This window comes from Roseateles sp. GW835-FHT13E02 (assembly GCF_058794035.1).
Window position 1 is genome coordinate 24,789 of record NZ_JBXAGJ010000008.1, and the last position, 18,524, is coordinate 43,312.

The following is an 18,524-nucleotide window of genomic DNA, read 5'->3' on the forward strand; positions in this document are numbered from 1 at the left end:
CTTCAGTCGCGCAGGGCCAGGATGGGCCGCATGGACATGGCCGCCAGGGCATGGCGCAGGCCGGCCAGGGCGCTCATCAGCAAGGTGCCGAGCAGGGCCGCCAGCAGCGGCCAGCCGCCCATCGGGGCGCGCTCGATAAAGCCGCTCAGGTACTGCTGGGCGATCCACCAGATCAGCGGCAGGCTGATCAGGGCGGCCAGGCCCAGCAGGGGCGCGAACTCCTTGACCAAGAGCGCGGCGATGTGGCGGTGGCCGGCGCCGTGCAGTTTGCGGATCACGATCTCCAGCGCCGCGCGCCGCACCGTGTAGGCCGCCAGGGCGTAGACGCCGAAAGCGGCCAGCAAGAGCGCCAGCAGGCTGGCGACGGCGATCAAGCGGCCGAGATTGCGGTCCAGGCGGTAGCGTTGGGCCAGTTCCTCATGCACGCTGCTCATCAGCAAGACATCGTCCTGGAAGTAGCGCGGCCAGGCCTCTTGAGCCGCCGCACGCAGCGCAGGCAGATCTGGGCCGGCCAGGGTGAGCACGCTGTGCCCGTTCTTGAGCAGCATGAAGAGCTGGGGTTGTTGCAGCGAGCGAGCCGATTCTTGCCGGATCGGGCCGCTCACGGCGACCACGCGCACTTCATGATCGTCGGCCAGCATCACCTGGCCCACGGCCTCTTGCGGTGACGCAAAGCCCATGGCCTTGGCCGCCGTCGCGTCGATCAGCGCGGGCCAGACTTGCTTGGCTGCGTTTGGGTCAAAAGGAGAGGTCTCGGGGAGGTTGATCCCCTCCAGGCTTCCGGCCAGCAGGGGGATGCTGTAGGTGGCCACGAAGCTGCCATCTGCCAAGCTGCGGCGGGTGGAAACCTTGGTCTCGCCTCGCGTCAGGGTGACCACGGCGCCGATCCCGTTGCGGCCCGGGATGTCGTCGCTCATGCTCAGGCGCTGCACGCTGGCATGCGCGCGCAGGGATTCGTACAGACCGAGCTTGGCCGCGCGTTTGGCCGTGGGCGGCAGTTCAATGGCCAACAAGCCATCGGTCTTGAAGCCCGGGTTGATGCCAGCCACAAACTCGCTCTGCCACACCACCACCACCGCTGCGCCCGACAGGGTCAGCGCGGCGCCGAACTGCAGCACCGTCATCGCCCGGCGTAGCTGGCGGCCGGCTGTGCCTTCGCTTTGCTTGCGGCCCTGCAAGGCCGGGGCGCAATGCACGCCCAGGGCCACCCGGGCCGGGTAGAGCCCGGACAATGCACCCAGGGCCAGGCAGCCCAGCAGCAGGCTGATCAGCTGCGCCGGGGCGAACAGCTTGCTGGCGAACTGCACATCGAGCAGGTCGGCAAAGCCTGGCGCTAGCAACCAGGCCAGCAGCAGGCCGACGACGCCGGCCAGCGAGGCCACCAGGCTGGACTCCAGTACAAACTGCAGGCCCAGGCGCGCCGGGCTGGCGCCCAGGCTCTTGCGCACGGCGATCTCGCGCTGGCGGCGCAGGGTGCGCACGCTGCTGAGGTTGACGTAGTTGATGGCGGCCAGGGCCAGCATGGTCAGGGCCATGAGGCTGAGGGCGCTGTAGAGCATCAGCCGGGTCCGTTGACCGGCCCCTTCAAAGGGGATGCGCGTCAAAGGCATGGCGCGCACGAAGGCGCTCTTGCGCCCTCCGGCGCGCCATTCGGGCGGCACCTCGGTGGTGCCGGGGCTGCGGTCGAAGATGGACTGCATCAGCGTGCCCAGTTGGGCGGCGCTGGCGCCATCGGCCAGGCGGGCGTAGACGTTGCCGTTGATGAAGTACCAGGCGCTCAGCATCCAGGGGGCTTGCTCGGAGGCGGGCGACTCGAAGTTGGCCAGCACATCGAACTCCAGCTCGCTGTTCGCGGCCTGGCGCGGCATCAGGGCCGCGACCGTCATCTCCTGCCCGCGCATGCGCAGGCGCTGGCCCAGCACATCCGTGCTGCGGCCGAACAGGCGCTCGGCCGCGCTGGTGGTCAGGGCCACGGTGTCGGGCTTGCTCAGCGCCGCCCGCACATCGCCGCTCAGGGCCTTGAGGCCGAAGATGTCGACCAGCTCCGGGTCGGCGAACATGACATGGTTCTTGCTGACCTGCTCGCCGACGCGCAAGCCGAGCTCGCTCTCTGCCACCCGCGCCACATGGCTCACCGGTGCTTTCGCATCGAGCAAGGCATTGCGAAAGACAAAGGGCATGGAGCTGAACCAGTCGTCGTTGCGACCGGGGATGTTGCCCTTGAATTCCAGGCGCACGACCCGGTCGGGCTGCGGCACGCTGGGGTCGGGCAGCCAGCGGTCGTTGAGCAGCAGGGCGATCAGATAGGCGGCGGCGATGGCCACGGCCAGGCCCAGCACGACCACCAGGGAGTAGGCCGGTTCGGCCAGCAGCTGGCGCCAGCTGACGCGCAGATCTTTGAGCTTCATGGTGCTGTGTCCTGTTTCAGGCCGCCATGGCATCGACGAGGATGCGTCCATCCAGCAGTCGCAAGCAGCGCGATGCTTGCGCGGCATGGGCTGGCGAGTGGGTCACCATCACCAGGGTCGTGCCTTCTTCGTTGAGCTCGCGCAGGATGCGCATGACCTCGTCGCCTTGCGCGCTGTCGAGGTTGCCGGTGGGCTCGTCGGCCAGCAGCAGGGCCGGGCGCGAGACGATGGCGCGGGCGATGGCCACACGCTGCTGCTGGCCGCCCGAGAGCTGCGAGGGCCGGTGATTGGCGCGGTGGTCGATGCCCAGGCGCAGCATGGCGGCATCCACGCGGGCGGCATGTTCCTTGCGCGGCACATCGCCGTATTCAAGCGCCAGCTCGATGTTCTCGCGCACGCTCAGGTCGTCGATCAGATTGAAGCTCTGGAACACAAAGCCGATGCGGCCGCGGCGCAGGGCGCTGAGCTGGCGCTCGTTCCAGCCGGTGACGTTCCGGCCCTCGAACCAGTACTCGCCGCTGCTGGGCGCATCGAGCAGGCCCAGGATGGACAGCAGGCTCGATTTGCCGCAGCCCGAAGGGCCGGTGATGGCCAGGTATTCGCCCGCTTCAATTTCCAGGTTGATCTGGTTCAGGGCGGTGGTCTCGACCTCGCTGTTGCGGTGCAGCTTGCTGAGGTTTTTCAGTTGGATCATGGTGTTCTCCGTCCTCTTGGAGGGTGTCTTGAAGTTGATGGGGCTCAGGTCTTGAGCTTGAGCAGGGGCGCGTCGCCGTAGGCGCGCACCTTGGAGACGATCACGCGCTCGCCGGGCTGCAGGCCGTCCAGCACCTCGATGCGGCCGGCCGCGCGGCGGCCCAGGCGCACCGGGCGGCGCTCGGCCGCCGTGCCCTCGGCATTGAGCACATAGACCCAGGCGCCGCCGCTGTCGCCGTAGAAGGCGCCGTCGTCGATCAGGCGGGCGCGGCTGGGCTGACCCAGCACGATGCGGGCGTCCAGGCTCTGGCCGGCCTGCAGGGCCGGCGGCATGCCCTGGCTGAACTCCAGCTCGACGCCGAAGCGGCCGTCCTTCACCTGCGGCACGCGCTGGCTGACGGTCAGGGGCCAGGTCTTGCCTGCGGCCTCCAGCGAGGCCTGCAGGCCTTTTTGCACGCGGGCCAGGTAGAACTCGTCGACATTGCCGGCCAGCTTGAAGCTGGCGATGTCGTCGATGCGGCCCAGCCGGTCGCCCGGCTTGACGCTGCTGCCCACCTGCAGGCTGAAGCCGCTGAGCTGGCCGTCGCGGGGCGCCCGGGCCGAGAGGCCGGCGGCCGCCTGGCGCACCACGGCCAGGCCTTCGCTGAGGCCTTTGACCGCGCGCTCCATCTCGGCCACGGCCTGCTCGCGGGTGCGGATCTCGGCCGCGCCGTCTTCGCGCGCCTGGGCCAGCAGACGCTGCTGCTGTTCGCGCTTGAGCTGGGCATCCTCCAGCACCGCTTTGGAGACAAAGCCCTGCGCGGCCAGGCTTTGCTGGCGGGCCAGCTCGTTCTCGGCCCGGGTCAGCTCATGCTGCAGGCTGCTGAGGTCGCGGCGCAGCATGCTTTGCGCATTGGCCAGGGCGGTGCGCTGCATGGCCAGATTGGCCTGCTGCTGGGCCACCTCGGCCGAGCGCTGCAGCACCTCCTGCTCGCGTTGCGGGTTGGACAGGCGGTAGAGCAGGGTGCCGGCCTTGAGCATGTCGCCGTCGCGCACCAGCACCGCGTCGACGCGGCCGGCGTCGGTCGCGTCCAGCAGCACCTGGTGGGCCGGCACGACCTGGGCGCGCAAGGTCAGCTCGTCGCGGAATTCACCCTCGGCCACGGTCGAAATGCTCAGCTCGGCCAGGGGCACCGCCAGGCCGCGCGGCACGCTGAGGTAGAGCGCTGAGGCCGCTGCCAGCGCGGCCAGGCTGAAACCGGCCCAGCGCAGGGCGCGGGCGTACTTCTTCTTCGGCAAGGGGCGGTCCATGGCGGCGCCGGTGACGGGGGGCAGGCGATGCAAATTCGCGTTCATGGCCGCTGTGTTTGCAAAGCGCGTGCCAGGCTGAGCCCCGCTGTTTCCCATGCCCTTGCCGGGGCGACTGTCCGGGAGCGGACACCCGGCCGCCGTGTCGCCCGAGCAGCTGTCCGGAATCGGACAGGTGCGCGCCCCAGCGCGCTGCTAATCTCGCGTCATGGCGATCTTGATACTGGACGACGACCCCGATGTGGCTCTCGCTGCGCGCTTGCTGCTGCAGCGCCGCTTCGGCCCGGTGCGTCTGCTGCATCAGCCCGAAGCGCTGCTGCCGGCCCTGGATGCGGGCGATGTGGAACTGCTGCTGCTGGACATGAACTTCCTGCCCGGCCGCACCGATGGGGCTCAGGGTTTGGAGCTCTTGCAGCGTGCCCTGGCCCACAGCCCCGAGCTGCCGTTGATTGTGATGACGGCCTATGCCGAGGTGAACCTGGCCGTGGCCGCGCTCAAGGCGGGCGCTTTCGATTTCGTCACCAAGCCCTGGGACAACGCCAAGCTCTGCGCCACCGTGGCCGCAGCCCTGGCCCGGCGCGCGCCGCAGGGCGGGGTGTGCCAGCCCTCGGCCCTGCTCGGCGAGGCGCCGGCCATGCGCGAGCTGCGGGCCTTGATCCAGAGCGTGGCGCCGACCGAGGCCAATGTGCTGGTGCTGGGCGAGATGGGCTCGGGCAAGGAGCTGGTGGCGCGCGAGATCCATGCCTGGAGCAAGCGCAGCGGCGAGACTTTCCTGGCCGTGGACCTGGGCGCTCTGTCCGAGACCACGCTGGAGAGCGAACTCTTCGGTCACAAGCGCGGCAGCTTCACCGATGCGCGGCAAGAGCGGCCCGGCCGTTTTCAGGCCGCGGCCGGCGGCACGCTCTTTCTCGACGAGGTGGCCAATCTGCCCCTGGCCGGCCAGGCCAAGCTGCTCACCGTGCTGGAACGCCGCGAGGTGACGCCGCTGGGCGCCGACCGGGCGCTGCCGGTCGATGTGCGCATCGTCAGCGCCACCAATCTCGACGAGGCAGCGCTGTTCGACCCGCTGCGCTTCCGCCCCGATCTGCTCTACCGCCTCAACACCATCGTGCTGCGCGTGCCGCCGCTGCGCGAGCGCCGTGAAGACATCCCGCTGCTCGCCCGCCACTACCTGGCCGCCTATGCCCATCAGTACGGCAAACCGCAGCGCGACTGCAGTGCCGCCGCCTGGCAGGCCCTGCAGGCGAACGACTGGCCGGGCAATGTGCGGGCTCTGCGCCATGCCTGCGAGCGGGCCGTGATCCTGGGGCAGGGCATGCAGCTGGAGGCGGCAGACTTTGGCTTGAGCGCCGCCACCATTCAAGCCCCAGCGGCTGCGGCTGCGGCGACGTCGAGCGCCGGTCCGAGCCTGAGCCTGCACGAGCGTGAGCGCGAGGCCCTGGACCAAGCCCTGCGCCAGGCCGAGGGCAATATCAGCCAGGCCGCGCGCCTGCTGGGCCTGAGCCGCGCAGCGCTCTACCGACGCATGGAAAAGCATGGGCTCTGAGCACCCGCCGCTGTCGCCGGCACAGCTTCAGCTGCGACGCAGCCAGCAGCTGCGGGGCCAGGTGCTGCTCGCCGCCCTGCTGCTGGCGCTGGGTGCGGCCGGCCTGGTCTGGCAGCAAGGCTCGCCGCGCTGGCAGGTGCTGATTGTGCTGGCCCAGCTGGTCGTGGCGCGCTGGGGCTGGCTGGCTTTGGGGCGTTTGCAGCTGCCCGCACCCGCCCTCGATCAGCCGCAGGGCAACCCGGCGCTGCAGGCCGATCTGCAGCAGAAGCTGAGCTTGCTGGAGGGCGAGCTGGAGCATGTGCCGGTGGCCTTGCTGCGCATCAGCGGCGAGCAGGTGACGGCGCTGAACGTGCGTGCGCGCCGCCTGCTGGCGCCCGGCGGGGCGCTGGAGCGCGAGGCCCTGCTGGCGCAGCTGCGCGAGGCCCGCGGCGAGGCCGGACGCGAGTTGCTCAGCATCGCCACCGAGCGCGGCCAGGAGCGCTGGCTGCTGGCCGGCAGCCGCCTGAGCCTGGGCGGTGTGGACGCGCGGTTGCTGGCCTTGCTGCCTCTGGAGTCCGAGCTGGAGGCCGAAACCCTCAAGGCCTGGCGCCAACTGGTCCATGTGCTGACACATGAGATCATGAACTCGCTCACGCCGATTGCCTCGCTCTCGCGCAGCGCGCGCGAGATGCTGGGCGACCCCGAGGCCGGGCCCGACCTCAACCTGGCCCTGGACACCATCGCCCGCCGCGCCGCCTCGCTCGCGGCCTTCGTCGGTCATTACCGCAGCATCAGCGAGCTGCCGGCGCCCCAAGCCGAGGTGCTGCAGCTGTCCGAGCTGTTTGCGCGTTTGGAGCAGCTGGTGGCGGCCGACTGGCGCGCCCGTGGCGGCGAGGCCAGCTTCACGGTCGAGCCCGAGAGCCTGAGCCTGCGCGCCGACCCGGGTCAGCTGGAGCAGGCCTTGCTTAACCTGATCAAGAACGCCGCCCAGGCCACGGCCGGTGTGCCGCAGCCGCGCCTGCAGGTGCGTGCCCGTCTGGTGCGCGGCGGCCGCCTGGCCCTGGAGGTGCGCGACAACGGCCCCGGCGTGCCTGCGGGTCTGGAGAACGACATCTTCCTGCCTTTCTTCAGCGCCCGCAGCGCGACTCAGGCGCGCGAGGATGGCAGCCACGGCATCGGCCTGGCCCTGGTGCGCAAGCTGATCCACGGCATGGGCGGCACGGTGCGCTACGTCAAGCCGGTGACGGGTGGGGCCTGCTTTGTGCTGAGCTTTTAGAGCGTCGAACAGCAGCTCAGGCCAGGGGCAGGTCCTGGCGCAGGGCCCGCGACTCCTCGTCATGCAGCGCCACCACGGCCTGCAGCTCGTGGTGGATGAAGCCACTGCCCAGGGTTTCGAGATAGCGGCAGGCGGCGTAGCTGGCGGCCTGGCTTTCGTAGCGCGCGATCCAGTCCTGGCGCGCCGGCATCTGCTCCGGTGACACCGGCCAGGTGCCGGAGCGCGGGCGGATGCGGCCGGTGAGACCCATGCGCCAGGGCTTGCCGCTCAAGCGTGCGCGAAAGCAGTTCTGGTTCAAACACATGCGCACATAGTTCTCATCGGCGCCGACGGCCTGGAAGAAGGCGCGGCTGAGGTCGGAACGTGCTGCCATGGTCTCGTGCGTGGCCAGCAGGCGCAGTCCGGCCGGTGTCTGGTAGAGGCGCAGACTCCAGTTGGGGTGTTCGGCCAGAAAGGCCTGGATGCACCGACGCTGGACTTGCAGCGGCCCCCCGCGCACGGCCAGCCACAGGCGCCGGACCTGCTGGGTCGCGGGCGCCGCCAGCAGCAGGGACAGGAAGAGCAGCAGGACAAAGGTGCCAGAACTGCGGAACAGCCAGGCCAGCAGCCCCGACCCCAGACACAGCAGCGCCCAGCCGAGCAAGCCCTGCCAGAGACGGACCTCAATCTTGAAATCGATGTCGGCGAACAGGGCATGTTCGGTGTTCAGGCAGCGCGCGCCGTAGGCATTGCGAGTCACGACGAGTTCGCCCTGCCGTGCCACCACCTCTTCGCGAATGGGCACGCCCTCGCTGCCGTTGTAGGGCATCTTCAGCTCATGCGCCGTCAAGGCCTCGCCGGCCATGCGGCGCCGCAAAGCCTCCTCGACCCGGGCCTCGGCCATGGCCTGCGCATCCTCGGGGCTGAGGTTGGACCAGCCGAAACGCCTCACGGTGACGGCATGGCCTCTCCTTGTTTGTGTGCGACGGGCTTCGGCCCAATGGTCGGGAATGATCATGGTGGCAGGCGTTCTGCGAGGCAGGGGTGGCGTGGGTTCTGGAGATTATGTGGCTCCAGCCAGCTCGCAGAAGCTTGCCCAGGGTTTGCCCCGATCCTCAGTCCGCGAGCCTCAGCCCGCGAACCTCAGCCCGCGAACCTCAAGGGCCACACCACGCGAAAGCGCTCGCAGGCGATCAGGAGGTCTTCGCTGAACACCCGCCCGGCGCGTTCGCATTCGCGTCTGAAGTACTCGCGGTGTGCGCGCCGCCAGAACGCCAGGGATCCGTCGCCTTCGCCCTCGGTGGCGGCGAACTCGGCCGTGACCTGGTCAAAAGGCGTCAGGTCCACCTGGGTGGTTTCGATGATGCACAGGGCGCGGTCTTGCGAATCGGTGACGATGCTGAGCAGGCCCGGCCGCGGCAAGCCCAGGCCCGAGGATTCGTAGAACCAGACGGCGCCGGCGGTCGCACGTTTGCGGCCGGCCAGCACCAGCTGCGCGAGTTCATCGATCAGCTCGGGTGTGTCCCCGAACTGGCAGACCTCGTGAAAGCGCTCCTCGTCGAGCGGGTCCTGGCCGCCCCGTTGAGCGGCGTAGGGAGCGGCGTAGGCTTGCCAGAATTCCTGCAGAGGAGCCGGGATGCGTGGATTCATCGTCCTTGAGGGGGCGTGTCGAGGGCGCCGCTCAAGGCAGCAGATCGGCCACGTCGTTCCAGGCCTCGGGGGCGACGCGGCCTTCGTAGCGGCGCACCACGCGGTTCTGCGCGTCCACGACCAGGGTCAAGGGCAGGCGGGCAGGCGCGGGCCCGGCGTCCAGGCGCAGAGACAGCAGGCCCGGTGGCGGCTTGTGCATGACGTTGCGGATCTGCTCATAGCTGCGCCAGTCCTCGGCCTGCTTGTCGACATTGACCTGCACCACGGACACCGGCTTCTTGCGCCAGCCTTCCAGGTTGGCGCGCAGCTCGGCCAGGGTGTCGCGGCAGACCGCGCAGGCGGTCGACCAGTAGAAGACCACGGCCACGCGGCCTTTCAGCTCGCTGGGCGCAAAGGCTTCGCCACTGAGCTTGCTGGCCTGCAGCTGCCAGTTGCTGGGCAGGCCGGCGCCAGTGGGGCTGTTCATCAAGAGCTGGGCCGGATCGTTGGCGATGGTGTTGCTGGCAGTGCTGCTGGCCTTGGCATGCAAGGTGGCGGCGGGTTTGCTTGGGGTCACCACACCGGCGGTCGGGGGCGTCTGGCTGAAGGCGCTGGAGTGCAGGCTGGCCAGCGCGATCCATGCGGGGAGCATCAGGCGAGCGCGCAAGTGGCGAGGGGGAGAAGCGCGAAGCGCTGGGCAGCAGGAGGCAGAAGAACAGGAGGCGGCCGAAGACTGGGGGAGACGGGTCTTGAGGGATGACGTCAGTGGCATCGCTGAGTGTCCTGGGGTGGAGGGGTGATCCCAGGATGCTCAGTTGAGGCGCGGAATTCAACTGCGATTTTGGGGGTGGGTAATATCACCCGAGCACCACTGTAAACTTATCCAGTGATTTCCTCTGATGCCCCTTTGCCCGCGCCGCCCGCATCGACTGCCGCGACTGCCGCGACTGCCGCGAGCGCCGCCCCGGCGCTCAGCCGCCCCCAGCTCAGCCGCTTGATGAAGGTCTGGCGCTCGGGTGGCTGGCCCTGCCGCGATCCGCTGGAGATCGACCTGCTGGCCGGTGGTTGGGTGGAGTTGCGTTGCCCGCCCGGCGGCCACGAAACCCTGCAGCTGACGCCCGCCGGCATTGCCGCCCTGGCCGCCTCGCGCCAGCGTGGCCAGCGGGCGCTGAGCCTGCATGACCGCCTCGCCTGCCTCATGAGTGAACAGCTGATGCGCCAGGACGGCCGCATCGTCTGGCGCGAGTTGTCGCTGCGGGCCCAGGTTCAGGCCGAAGCATCATCACCGCTCAGGGCTTCTTCCACGCCGCTGTTTGGCGAGGACTTGCTCGATGCGCCCCACGAGGCCGCGCCCAAGCAGCCCTGGCGCATGGCCCGCCCCGATCTTTTTTCGGTGCGCAACACCTCGGTGGCGGCTTATCTGCAGCCCGTGGTGCACGAGATCAAGGCCAGCCGGGCCGATCTGCAGTCCGATCTGCGCCATGCGGCCAAGCGCGAGTCCTACCAATGGCTGTGCAGCGCCTGCTACTACGTGTTCCCGGCGGGGGTGGCCGAGCCCGAGGAGTTGCCGCCTGAATTCGGCGTTTGGGTGCTGCACGGCGAGGTCGAGACCGGCCGGCTGGAACTGCTGCGCCCGGCACGCTACCAGCCCTGCGAGCTGCCTTTTGCCGTCTGGATGGCGCTGGCCAAGGCCACGCCCGATCGGCTGGAAGGCGAGAGCCCGCAAGCCCATCTGGGTGAGCCGGGGGCGCAACCCGAGGCGGCTTTGCCCGGCGACCCGGGCAGCGTGGCGTGAGCGAGACCGCCGCAGCTGCCGAGCTGCTCGTCGCCGTCCGCGCCCTGTGCGAGTTCAGCGCCAAGGCCGGCGATCTGGACCTGCGCTTCACGCCGGCACCCACCGCGCTGGAGGGCATGGCCGGCCATGCCCTAGTGGCCGGCCGGCGCGGCAGCGGCTACCAGACCGAGCTGAGCCTCAGCGGCGTGTTTGTTGAACCGGAGTGTGGTGCACGTTTGCGGGTGCGCGGCCGCGCCGATGGCTGGGATGCCGGCCGCCAGCGCCTGGAGGAAATCAAGACCCACAAAGGCAGCCTGGACGCCCAGCCCGCCAACCACCGCGCCCTGCACTGGGCCCAGCTCAAGGTCTACGGCGCCCTGCTGTGCGCGCAGGAGGGCCTGGCGCGGGTCGAGCTGGCCCTGGTGTACTTCGACGTCATGGCGCAGAGCGAAACCGTGTTCGCCGAGACCCACGGCGCCGCCGATCTGCAGGCTTTTTTTGCCGAACAATGCGGGCGTTATGTCGCTTGGGCGCAGCAGGAGCAGGCGCACCGTGAGGCGCGCGACGCGGCTTTGCTGGCCCTGGCTTTTCCCCATGCCGAATTTCGCCGCGGCCAACGCGCCCTGGCCGAGGGCGTCTACAAGGCGGCGGTCTCCGGCCGGGTGCTGCTGGCCCAAGCGCCCACCGGCATCGGCAAGACGGTGGGCACCATCTTTCCCATGCTCAAGGCCATGCCGGGCCAGAAGCTGGACAAGCTGTTTTTCCTGACGGCCAAGAGCTCCGGCCGCCAGCTGGCATTGGAAGGCGTGGAGAAGCTCAAGACCCCGCCGGGCAGCCTGCGGGTGCTGGAGCTGGTGGCCCGTGACAAGGCCTGCGAGCACCCCGACAAGGCCTGCCACGGCGAGAGCTGCCCGCTGGCCCAGGGCTTTTACGACCGCCTGCCGCAGGCCCGCGCCGCCGCCGTGCAAAGCGGTTTGGCGCTTGAGCGTGCGGCCGTGCGCGCCCTGGCCCTGGCCTTTGAGGTCTGCCCCTACTACCTGAGCCAGGAGCTGGTGCGTTGGGCCGATGTGGCGGTCGGCGACTACAACTACTTCTTCGACAGCAGTGCGCTCCTGCATGGCCTGAGCCAGCAGAACGGCTGGCGCGTGGGCCTGCTGGCCGACGAGGCGCACAACCTGCTCGAGCGTGGCCGCAAGATGTACTCGGCCGAGCTGGAGCAGGACAGCTTGCGTGGCGCCAAGCTGGTGGCGCCGCCCTCGCTGAAAGCGCCGCTCGACCGCCTGCAGCGGGCCTGGACCAAGCTGAGCAAAAGCACGGCCGGCGAAGAGGCAGCCGAGCCCTATCAAGTTTTGAAAGAGTTGCCCGAGGCCTGGATGCAGGCCTTGCAGCAAGCCACCGCCGCCATCAGCGAGCAACAACAGGCGGGCTCGGCCAAGCCGCTGGAGCCGGCGCTGCAGAACTTCTTCTTCGAAGCCCTGGCTTTTGCCCGCCTGGCCGAGCAACTCGATGCCCACTCGCTTTGCGACCTGACCCTGCGCAACAGCAATGCCCCCGGCTTTGCCAAGAGCCAGGCCAAGCTGCACACCACCCTGGCGATTCGCAACATCGTGCCCGCGCCTTTCTTGCGGCCGCGCCTGCTGGCGGCCCATACGGCCACCTTGTTCTCGGCTACGGTGCAGCCCGCCGGCTTTTATGCCGACCTGCTGGGCCTGCCCGAGAACTGGGCCTATCTGGAGGTGGAATCGCCGTTTGAGGCGGCGCAGCTGGAAGTGAAGGTGGCGCGCCAGATCTCCACCCGCTATGCCGACCGCCAGCGTTCCCTGGCCGCCCTGGTCGCCCAGATCGGCGCACAGTTCCAGGCCCGGCCCGGCAACTACCTGGCCTTTTTCAGCAGCCACGACTACCTACAGCAGGCGGCCGAGCTGTTCTCCCGCGAGCATCCGGGCGTGCCGCTCTGGCCGCAGGCGCGGCGCATGAGCGAGGCCGAGCAACAGGCCTTTCTGCAGCGCTTCACGCCCGAAAGCCAGGGCATCGGCTTTGTGGTGCTCGGCGGCTCCTTCTCTGAAGGCGTGGACCTGCCCGGCGCGCGCCTGATCGGCGCCTTCATCGCCACCCTGGGCCTGCCCCAGGTCAACCCGGTCAACGAGCAGTTTCGCGCCCGGCTGGAACAGCTCAAGGGCGCGGGTTATGACTACACCTACCTCTACCCGGGCCTGCAGAAAGTGGTGCAGGCCGCCGGCCGTGTGATCCGCACCACCGAAGACCGCGGCGTGATCCATTTGCTGGACGACCGCTTTGCGCGGCGCGAGGTGCGGGCTTTGTTGCCGAGCTGGTGGCGGGTGGAGGGCTGAACCAGATGCCGTGCCGCGATAGGGGCTGCGGCTCACGCCCTGCATTCACGGCAGGACATGAAGCCGCTCACAAATCCAGGTTCGACGGCAAGCGCAGCGAATCACAGCCGAAAGGCCTCTTTCTCGGCGGGGAGTCCTTGAGTTTCGGTCAGCGTGATTGACGCGTCAGGGTCGGGCTTGCGAAGCCGGGGCGATGGCCCGATTGCGCAAGGCCTCGATGCGGTCGGGGCTCATCTCAAGCACCACATTGCTGTCTGACGCGATCAGGCTCACGATGGCCTCGCGTGGTCCCTGGCGCCAGGCGGGGCTTGCATAGAACGCAGTCTGCTCGGCCTCAAGGGCGGCCATGTCGCGGAAAGCGCGCATGAGGAAATAGCTGTCTGCGTCATGCAGCGAGGGGCCCAAGTCGACGACGTCAAAGCCCCATTCCCGCATCAGAGGCAAGCTGTGTTGGCTGATCAGCCGATGGAAGCGATCTCGGCTGCCTGGTACCAGCTGGTAGCCGCGAATCTCGATCACGGGCATGCGGGTTTTCTTGCGAGGGACTCGGCAGGGCGGAAGTCCATCACCCAGTTGACTTCCCAGCTGACACCACCATCGGTGGAGAACGCCTGCTCCCAACGCGGCTGGCCCAGTTCAGAGCACTGGGTCCACAGGAAGCGAACGCGGATGGCTTGGCCTCTGAGCGTGTCGTCGGCGTAAAAGTAGCCTTTGCCCTCCTTGAAGCTGCCCACAACGGGCACATCGAGCTGATCGGGATGGCGCCCATCCAGCCACCAAATCGACCACAAACCCGTCGCTGCATTGAAGCTGCGAAGCGTCAAGGCCCGGTAGTCGCCATCGGGCAGGTGGATCAGGTTGTCATCGATATTGGCATGGCCGCCGAGCAGCTTCTGCATGCTTGAGCTGCCCTCGAACTGCTCCCATTCCTGGCAGCCTGTCAGCCGCTCCTTGAGCCGGCGGTGCTGTATCTGCCAGGAGCCGACGAAGAAGTCGAAGTCAGCGGCGGCGCCGATGCTGGGGGTGACTGGGATGCTGGTGCTTGGATGTGCCATGCCTGTGTGCTCACGGGGTCTGGGGGTGAAGTCCGAAGCCTAATTGCCCGGCTGACCTTGTGATCGTTTGTTCATGCAAGCCATGCTGTCAAAATTGCAAGCCATCAACGCCCTTGCCGTGATACATCGCCATGACTCAAAGCCCCGCTTCCTGGGACGACTTGCGCGTCTTCCTGCACATTGGCCGTGCGGGCTCCCTGACCGCGGCCGCCGAAACGCTGCGGGTCAGCCATGCCACCGTGTTTCGACGCCTGGGTTCCCTGGAAGCTGAACTGGGCGTGCGCTTGTTTGTGCGCAGCCGGGCTGGCTATGCGCTGACAGAAGCGGGGCAGGAACTCATGAAGGTGGCCGCTGAGATGGAGACCGGGCTGGCCTCTGCCACGCGGCAACTCGGCAGGCGTGCTGCCTGGCCGGGAGGGGTGGTGAGGCTGACCACCACCGACACCCTCATGCACGCCGCCCTGGCCCCCATGCTCAGCGCCTACCAGCGCCAAGCCGGCGTGCAGTTGTTGATCAACACCTCGACGGTGCAACAAGACATCTTGAAGGGCGAGGCTGATGTGGCGATTCGCGCGGGCGGCCGGCCGGCCGATCCGCTGGTGGCACGGCGTCTGTGCCGCATCGAGTCCACGGTGTACCGCTCGCGCAAGATCGGTGGCGCAAGCCCCAGCAATCTGGCCGACTTTCCTTGGGTCGCGGGTGACGAAACCTTCGCGCATCTGGACTCATCCAAATGGCTGCATCAGCAAGGCCTGGACGCCAAGGCCGTGTTGCGCACCAACAGTCACGTCAATGTCTTGAACCTGGTCAAAGCCGGCGCGGGCCTGGCTGTCCTGCCCTGCTATCTCGGCGATCTGGAGCCCGGCATCTGCCGCGTGATCGCGACCCCGCCCAAAGCCTGGCGCAGCGATCTGTGGCTGCTCACCCGCGTGGATCTGCGGCATGTGCCCCGTATCAAACAGCTCTTTGATGCGGTGTTCGAGGGCACACGCCCTATGGTCGAACTGTTTGAGGGGCGGGCGGCATTGCCTTGAGCGCGATGCAGAAAATGTGCGCGCCTCAGAGCGGAAGCCTGCTCTTGCTCAACGAGGCCCGTGATCGATGGGCGCTGCTGCCGCCAACATCGCCGCGTCAGCCTCGCATGGCCAGGGCCTGCCGGCCTTTCAGTCGCGTTGATACGCCGGCAGAGTCGCCCCGCAATGCCGGCAGAACTTGGAGTCGGCCTGGTGCCCCTCGCTGAGGCAGACATGGCAGCTGCGCGTGGTGGCCTTGGGTGCGCCGGCCAGGCGTTGTGCGCTCATTTCCGCCGTCACGATGCCGGTGGGCACGGCCAGCACGCCCCAGCCCAGCAGCATCATCAGCGAGGCAATCGCCCGGCCCAGATCGGTCTTGGGGGTGATGTCGCCGAAGCCCACGGTGGTCATGGTGGTGATGGCCCAGTAGACGGAGGTGGGGATGCTGCTGAAGCCGTTGATCGGGCCCTCGACCACATACATCACCGTGCCCATCACCAGCACGATCATCAGCACCGCGGTGATGAAGACCGAGATCTTGCGCGAGCTGGCCCGCAGAGCCTGGGCCAGGCTGGCGTACTCGGCCACATAGGCATTGAGCTTGAGGATACGGAACACCCGCAGCAGGCGCAGCACCCGCACATCGACCAGGGCGTAGAGCTCGGGCACGAAGAAGGCCAGATAGGTGGGCAGCACGGCCAGCAGATCGACGATGCCGTAGAAGCTCAGCGCATAGCGCAGCGGCTGGCGCACGCAGGCCAGGCGCAGCAGGTACTCGACCGTGAAGACGGCGGTAAAGAAGATCTCTAGCCCGGTCAGCCAGCGGCCATGCTCGTTGTGAATGCTGGCCACGCTGTCCAGCATCACGGTCAACAGGCTCAGCAGCACCATGGCGATCAGGCCCAGGTCAAAGAGCCGGCCGGCGCGAGTGTCGGCCTCAAAGATGATGGTGTAGCAGCGCAGGCGCCAGCCTTGCAGGGGGCGGCCGAACTCGGGTGTCTTGGCGGAGGAGCTGGAGGGCGAGGTCATGCCGGCGATTGTGCCGCCGCCAGATCGTCAGAGTCCCGCTTCCCAGGCCGCTTGCCAGTGCGCGGCATCCGCCTGCTCGAGCGCTCTCACCAGGCAGGCGGACGATGCGCCGGCCCGGCGTGCGGCCGTCACACGCTCCGCCTCGGTGATGCCGCCAATCGCCACCACAGGCCGGCCGGCCATGCGTACCCACCAGGTCAGGTTGTCCAGGCCTTGCGGACGCCAGGGCATGTCCTTGGTGACCGTGGCCCAGACCGGGCCGCAGGCGATGTAGTGCGGCGCCAGGCTGCGCGCGCGCGCCAGCTCCCAGAGGCTGTGGCTGGACAGGCCGAGCAGAGCGCCGCTGTCCAGGATCAGCTGCCGTTGATCGGCTGCCAAGGCCGACCAGTCCTCCTGGCCCAGGTGCAAGGCGCGGGCGCCGGCCTGCAAGGCCAACTGCCAGTGGTCGTTGATCCACAGGGTGGTGCGTGGGTGGTTGGCTGCCGCCTGCACGGCAGAGGCGATCGCCTGGCGCAGCGCGGCTTCGCTCGAGCCCGGCCTTGACTTGATGCGCAGCTGCAGCTGCGCATAGCCGGCCTCGGCCAGCGCGGTCAGGCGCTGCGGGTTCTCGGTGATGGCGTAAAGCCCCATCTCAGGCGCTTGCGCGGCCGGAGCTGCCAGCAGCGCCTGACGCCAACGTTGCACGGTGCCGGCATTGAGCGGCTCGGCGCCGAAGCTCAGCACCGGCATGGCCCTGGGGTCGGCAATGAAGCCGGGCGCGGCACGCACCGGCCCGGCGCCCGCGCCCGCCGCGTGGCCGGCGCGCAAGGCGCTCCAGGTCGCCATCTTGGCCAGCACCAGGGCGTCGGCCAGCGGGAAGCCTCGCGCCAAGGCGGCTGCGGCTGAAGTGGCAAAGCTGCAGCCGGTGCCATGGTGGTGGCGGCTGGGCAGGCGGGGCAGGGCCAGCCAACCCTGGGCTTGATGGTCGAGTGCCTGCACATCGATCCAGTCCAGGGCCAGTTCGCGCTGGGCCGGGGCGGAGGCGTCGTCACCGCCGGTGATGCAGACCGCGCGCGGGCCCAGCTCGCGCAAGGCTGCGGCCAGGACCGGTGGGCTGTCAGGGCTGCCGGGATCGCCTGCAGAAAGGCCCAGCAGGCGCTCGGCCTCACGGCGGTTGGGGGTCAGCAGGTCGCAGCGCGGCAGCAGCTGCTCGCGGTAGGCCTGCAGCAAGGCCTCGTCGCAAAACGCTGCGCCCCCGGCCGTGGCGCCCAGCACCGGGTCGATGATCAGCAGCACGGTGCGGTCGCGCCGCAGCGCGTCCAGCTGCTCGCACAAGGCCTGCACGGCGGCGACCGAGGCCAGCAGTCCGGTCTTGATCACCCGGGGGGCCAGGTCTTGCGCGAGGGTCTGCAGCTGGGCACGGATCTGCGCGGCGGGCAGCGGGTAGACGGCCGCCACGCCTTGCGAGTTCTGCGCCGTCACAGCGGCCAGCACCGGGCAGAGATGCACGCCGAACGCTGCCGCCGCGCGCGTGTCGGCCGAGAGCCCCGCGCCGCCGCCGCTGTCGTGACCGGCCAGGCTCCAGATCACCGGCGGCGCCGGGTCTTGCAGCCAGTCGGCCAGCGGCGGCTCGGCCGCCCACGGCGAGGGCAGGCTGGGGTGGGGGTAGAGCCTCGCGGTTGCGGTTGCGGTCGCGGCTTCGCTCATGGCGCGCTCCCGAGCAGAAAGGCATGGCCGCTGACGGGGGTCGAAGGCACGGCGAAGTCCTGGGTGGCCATCAGCCCGGCCCGGTAGGCGGCGCGGCCGGCCTCGATGGCGGCCTTGAAAGCGCCGGCCATGGCCACCGGGTCGCGCGCCTGCGAGACCGCTGAATTGAGGAGTACGGCATCGAAGCCCAGCTCCAGGGCTTGGGCCGCATGCGAGGGCGCGCCGATGCCGGCGTCGATGATCAAGGTGGTGTCCGGCAGGCGCTGGCGCAGGCTGCGCAGGCCGGCGATGTTGTTCAGGCCTTGGCCCGAGCCGATCGGTGCGCCCCAGGGCATGAGCAGGGGGCAGCCTGCATCGAGCAGGCGGCGGCACAGCACCAGATCTTCGGTGCAGTAGGGGAAGACCTCGAAGCCTTCGCGCACCAGGGTCTGGGCAGCGTTGAGCAGCTCGAAGGGATCGGGCTGCAGGGTGTGCTCGTCGCCGATCACCTCCAGCTTGATCCAGCGCGTGCCGTAGAGCTCACGCGCCATCTGTGCCAGATTGATGGCCTCGCGCGCGCTGCGACAACCGGCGGTGTTGGGCAGCAGACGCGCGCCCTGCACTTGTGCTGCTTGCAGGGCGCCGGCGACAAAGCCGTTGTCGCCCGCCTGCAGCGTGCGCTTGAGGCCGACCGTCAGCACTTGCGTGCCCGAGGCGGCAATCGCGCGCGCCAGGGTCTGCGGGTCCGGGTAGCCTGCGCTGCCGAGCAGAAAGCGGCTGCTCAGTGCCGCGCCGGGGAGTTGAAAGAGATCGGTGTGGGTGCTCATGGCGGAGGGGTAT

At 68.8% G+C, this 18,524-nt stretch carries 16 protein-coding genes; 5 read left to right on the plus strand and 11 right to left on the minus strand.

Features of this window, described 5'->3' with window-relative positions; all coding sequences use genetic code 11:
• Positions 1-2: 2 nt before the first annotated feature.
• Genes AC1Q6P_RS09515 through AC1Q6P_RS09525 form a run of 3 tightly spaced genes read right to left on the minus strand, consistent with a single transcriptional unit; the run spans position 3 to position 4,436 of the window.
• Positions 3-2,408 (minus strand): FtsX-like permease family protein, encoded by a 2,406-nt coding sequence (locus tag AC1Q6P_RS09515; protein ID WP_492663700.1) that lies wholly within the window; start codon positions 2,406-2,408, stop codon positions 3-5.
• A gap of 16 nt (positions 2,409-2,424) precedes the next feature.
• On the minus strand, positions 2,425-3,102 hold the full coding sequence (locus AC1Q6P_RS09520; RefSeq protein WP_492663701.1) for an ABC transporter ATP-binding protein: 678 nt from the start codon (positions 3,100-3,102) through the stop codon (positions 2,425-2,427).
• A 44-nt stretch (positions 3,103-3,146) separates the two neighbouring features.
• Positions 3,147-4,436, minus strand: a complete 1,290-nt coding sequence (locus tag AC1Q6P_RS09525; protein WP_492663702.1) for an efflux RND transporter periplasmic adaptor subunit — start codon at positions 4,434-4,436, stop codon at positions 3,147-3,149.
• 160 nt (positions 4,437-4,596) lie between these two features.
• On the opposite strand from AC1Q6P_RS09525, the gene AC1Q6P_RS09530 reads away from it, so the two are divergent.
• Entirely contained in the window at positions 4,597-5,934 is a 1,338-nt protein-coding gene (locus AC1Q6P_RS09530) for a sigma-54-dependent transcriptional regulator (RefSeq protein WP_492663703.1), read from the plus strand.
• On the plus strand, positions 5,924-7,189 hold the full coding sequence (locus AC1Q6P_RS09535) for a sensor histidine kinase (RefSeq protein ID WP_492663704.1): 1,266 nt from the start codon (positions 5,924-5,926) through the stop codon (positions 7,187-7,189). Before AC1Q6P_RS09530 ends, AC1Q6P_RS09535 begins: the two co-directional genes overlap by 11 nt.
• Before the next feature lie 16 nt (positions 7,190-7,205).
• Here the strand turns inward: AC1Q6P_RS09535 and AC1Q6P_RS09540 are convergent, their stop codons facing one another.
• The 3 genes from AC1Q6P_RS09540 to AC1Q6P_RS09550 form a co-directional block, all read right to left on the minus strand.
• Positions 7,206-8,186: a hypothetical protein gene (locus tag AC1Q6P_RS09540; protein WP_492663705.1), complete on the minus strand. Its 981-nt coding sequence runs from the start codon at positions 8,184-8,186 to the stop codon at positions 7,206-7,208.
• Positions 8,187-8,311: 125 nt separating this feature from the next.
• Positions 8,312-8,818: an ASCH domain-containing protein gene (locus tag AC1Q6P_RS09545; protein ID WP_492663706.1), complete on the minus strand. Its 507-nt coding sequence runs from the start codon at positions 8,816-8,818 to the stop codon at positions 8,312-8,314.
• Between the two features lie 31 nt (positions 8,819-8,849).
• On the minus strand, positions 8,850-9,449 hold the full coding sequence (locus tag AC1Q6P_RS09550) for a TlpA family protein disulfide reductase (protein ID WP_171827745.1): 600 nt from the start codon (positions 9,447-9,449) through the stop codon (positions 8,850-8,852).
• A gap of 255 nt (positions 9,450-9,704) precedes the next feature.
• Here AC1Q6P_RS09550 and AC1Q6P_RS09555 point away from each other — a divergent pair, with 255 nt between their 5' ends.
• Positions 9,705-10,592 (plus strand): hypothetical protein, encoded by an 888-nt coding sequence (locus AC1Q6P_RS09555; RefSeq protein WP_492703156.1) that lies wholly within the window; start codon positions 9,705-9,707, stop codon positions 10,590-10,592.
• Positions 10,589-12,922, plus strand: a complete 2,334-nt coding sequence (locus tag AC1Q6P_RS09560) for an ATP-dependent DNA helicase (RefSeq protein WP_492663707.1) — start codon at positions 10,589-10,591, stop codon at positions 12,920-12,922. The genes AC1Q6P_RS09555 and AC1Q6P_RS09560 overlap by 4 nt, the downstream gene beginning before the upstream one ends.
• A 165-nt stretch (positions 12,923-13,087) precedes the next feature.
• Here the strand turns inward: AC1Q6P_RS09560 and AC1Q6P_RS09565 are convergent, their stop codons facing one another.
• Together AC1Q6P_RS09565 and AC1Q6P_RS09570 are read right to left on the minus strand one after the other, a co-directional pair.
• Positions 13,088-13,447 (minus strand): NIPSNAP family protein, encoded by a 360-nt coding sequence (locus AC1Q6P_RS09565; protein WP_492663708.1) that lies wholly within the window; start codon positions 13,445-13,447, stop codon positions 13,088-13,090.
• Positions 13,438-13,977, minus strand: coding sequence for a DUF1579 domain-containing protein (locus AC1Q6P_RS09570; RefSeq protein ID WP_492663709.1), 540 nt, complete (start codon positions 13,975-13,977; stop codon positions 13,438-13,440). Before AC1Q6P_RS09570 ends, AC1Q6P_RS09565 begins: the two co-directional genes overlap by 10 nt.
• Positions 13,978-14,108: 131 nt before the next feature.
• Here AC1Q6P_RS09570 and AC1Q6P_RS09575 point away from each other — a divergent pair, with 131 nt between their 5' ends.
• Complete coding sequence (locus tag AC1Q6P_RS09575; RefSeq protein ID WP_492663710.1) at positions 14,109-15,011, plus strand: LysR family transcriptional regulator; 903 nt, start codon at positions 14,109-14,111, stop codon at positions 15,009-15,011.
• Positions 15,012-15,140: 129 nt separating this feature from the next.
• Here the strand turns inward: AC1Q6P_RS09575 and AC1Q6P_RS09580 are convergent, their stop codons facing one another.
• Genes AC1Q6P_RS09580 through AC1Q6P_RS09590 form a run of 3 tightly spaced genes read right to left on the minus strand, consistent with a single transcriptional unit; the run spans position 15,141 to position 18,511 of the window.
• A complete protein-coding gene (locus AC1Q6P_RS09580) occupies positions 15,141-16,019 on the minus strand; it encodes an ion transporter (protein ID WP_492663711.1) in 879 nt (292 codons plus the stop codon).
• A 27-nt stretch (positions 16,020-16,046) separates the two neighbouring features.
• Positions 16,047-17,705: a bifunctional hydroxymethylpyrimidine kinase/phosphomethylpyrimidine kinase gene (locus AC1Q6P_RS09585; RefSeq protein WP_492663712.1), complete on the minus strand. Its 1,659-nt coding sequence runs from the start codon at positions 17,703-17,705 to the stop codon at positions 16,047-16,049.
• Complete coding sequence (locus AC1Q6P_RS09590) at positions 17,702-18,511, minus strand: thiazole synthase (protein ID WP_492663713.1); 810 nt, start codon at positions 18,509-18,511, stop codon at positions 17,702-17,704. The genes AC1Q6P_RS09585 and AC1Q6P_RS09590 overlap by 4 nt, the downstream gene beginning before the upstream one ends.
• Positions 18,512-18,524 lie beyond the last annotated feature (13 nt).

What these genes read in the sequence shown, in the direction of transcription:
- AC1Q6P_RS09515 (WP_492663700.1), bottom strand. Translation starts at nt 2,408, where the DNA reads ATGAAGCTCAAAGATCTGCGCGTCAGCTGGCGCCAGCTGCTGGCCGAA.
- AC1Q6P_RS09520 (WP_492663701.1), bottom strand. Translation starts at nt 3,102, where the DNA reads ATGATCCAACTGAAAAACCTCAGCAAGCTGCACCGCAACAGCGAGGTC.
- AC1Q6P_RS09525 (WP_492663702.1), bottom strand. Translation starts at nt 4,436, where the DNA reads ATGAACGCGAATTTGCATCGCCTGCCCCCCGTCACCGGCGCCGCCATG.
- AC1Q6P_RS09530 (WP_492663703.1), top strand. Translation starts at nt 4,597, where the DNA reads ATGGCGATCTTGATACTGGACGACGACCCCGATGTGGCTCTCGCTGCG.
- AC1Q6P_RS09535 (WP_492663704.1), top strand. Translation starts at nt 5,924, where the DNA reads ATGGGCTCTGAGCACCCGCCGCTGTCGCCGGCACAGCTTCAGCTGCGA.
- AC1Q6P_RS09540 (WP_492663705.1), bottom strand. Translation starts at nt 8,186, where the DNA reads ATGATCATTCCCGACCATTGGGCCGAAGCCCGTCGCACACAAACAAGG.
- AC1Q6P_RS09545 (WP_492663706.1), bottom strand. Translation starts at nt 8,818, where the DNA reads ATGAATCCACGCATCCCGGCTCCTCTGCAGGAATTCTGGCAAGCCTAC.
- AC1Q6P_RS09550 (WP_171827745.1), bottom strand. Translation starts at nt 9,449, where the DNA reads ATGCTCCCCGCATGGATCGCGCTGGCCAGCCTGCACTCCAGCGCCTTC.
- AC1Q6P_RS09565 (WP_492663708.1), bottom strand. Translation starts at nt 13,447, where the DNA reads ATGCCCGTGATCGAGATTCGCGGCTACCAGCTGGTACCAGGCAGCCGA.
- AC1Q6P_RS09570 (WP_492663709.1), bottom strand. Translation starts at nt 13,977, where the DNA reads ATGGCACATCCAAGCACCAGCATCCCAGTCACCCCCAGCATCGGCGCC.
- AC1Q6P_RS09575 (WP_492663710.1), top strand. Translation starts at nt 14,109, where the DNA reads ATGACTCAAAGCCCCGCTTCCTGGGACGACTTGCGCGTCTTCCTGCAC.
- AC1Q6P_RS09580 (WP_492663711.1), bottom strand. Translation starts at nt 16,019, where the DNA reads ATGACCTCGCCCTCCAGCTCCTCCGCCAAGACACCCGAGTTCGGCCGC.
- AC1Q6P_RS09585 (WP_492663712.1), bottom strand. Translation starts at nt 17,705, where the DNA reads ATGAGCGAAGCCGCGACCGCAACCGCAACCGCGAGGCTCTACCCCCAC.
- AC1Q6P_RS09590 (WP_492663713.1), bottom strand. Translation starts at nt 18,511, where the DNA reads ATGAGCACCCACACCGATCTCTTTCAACTCCCCGGCGCGGCACTGAGC.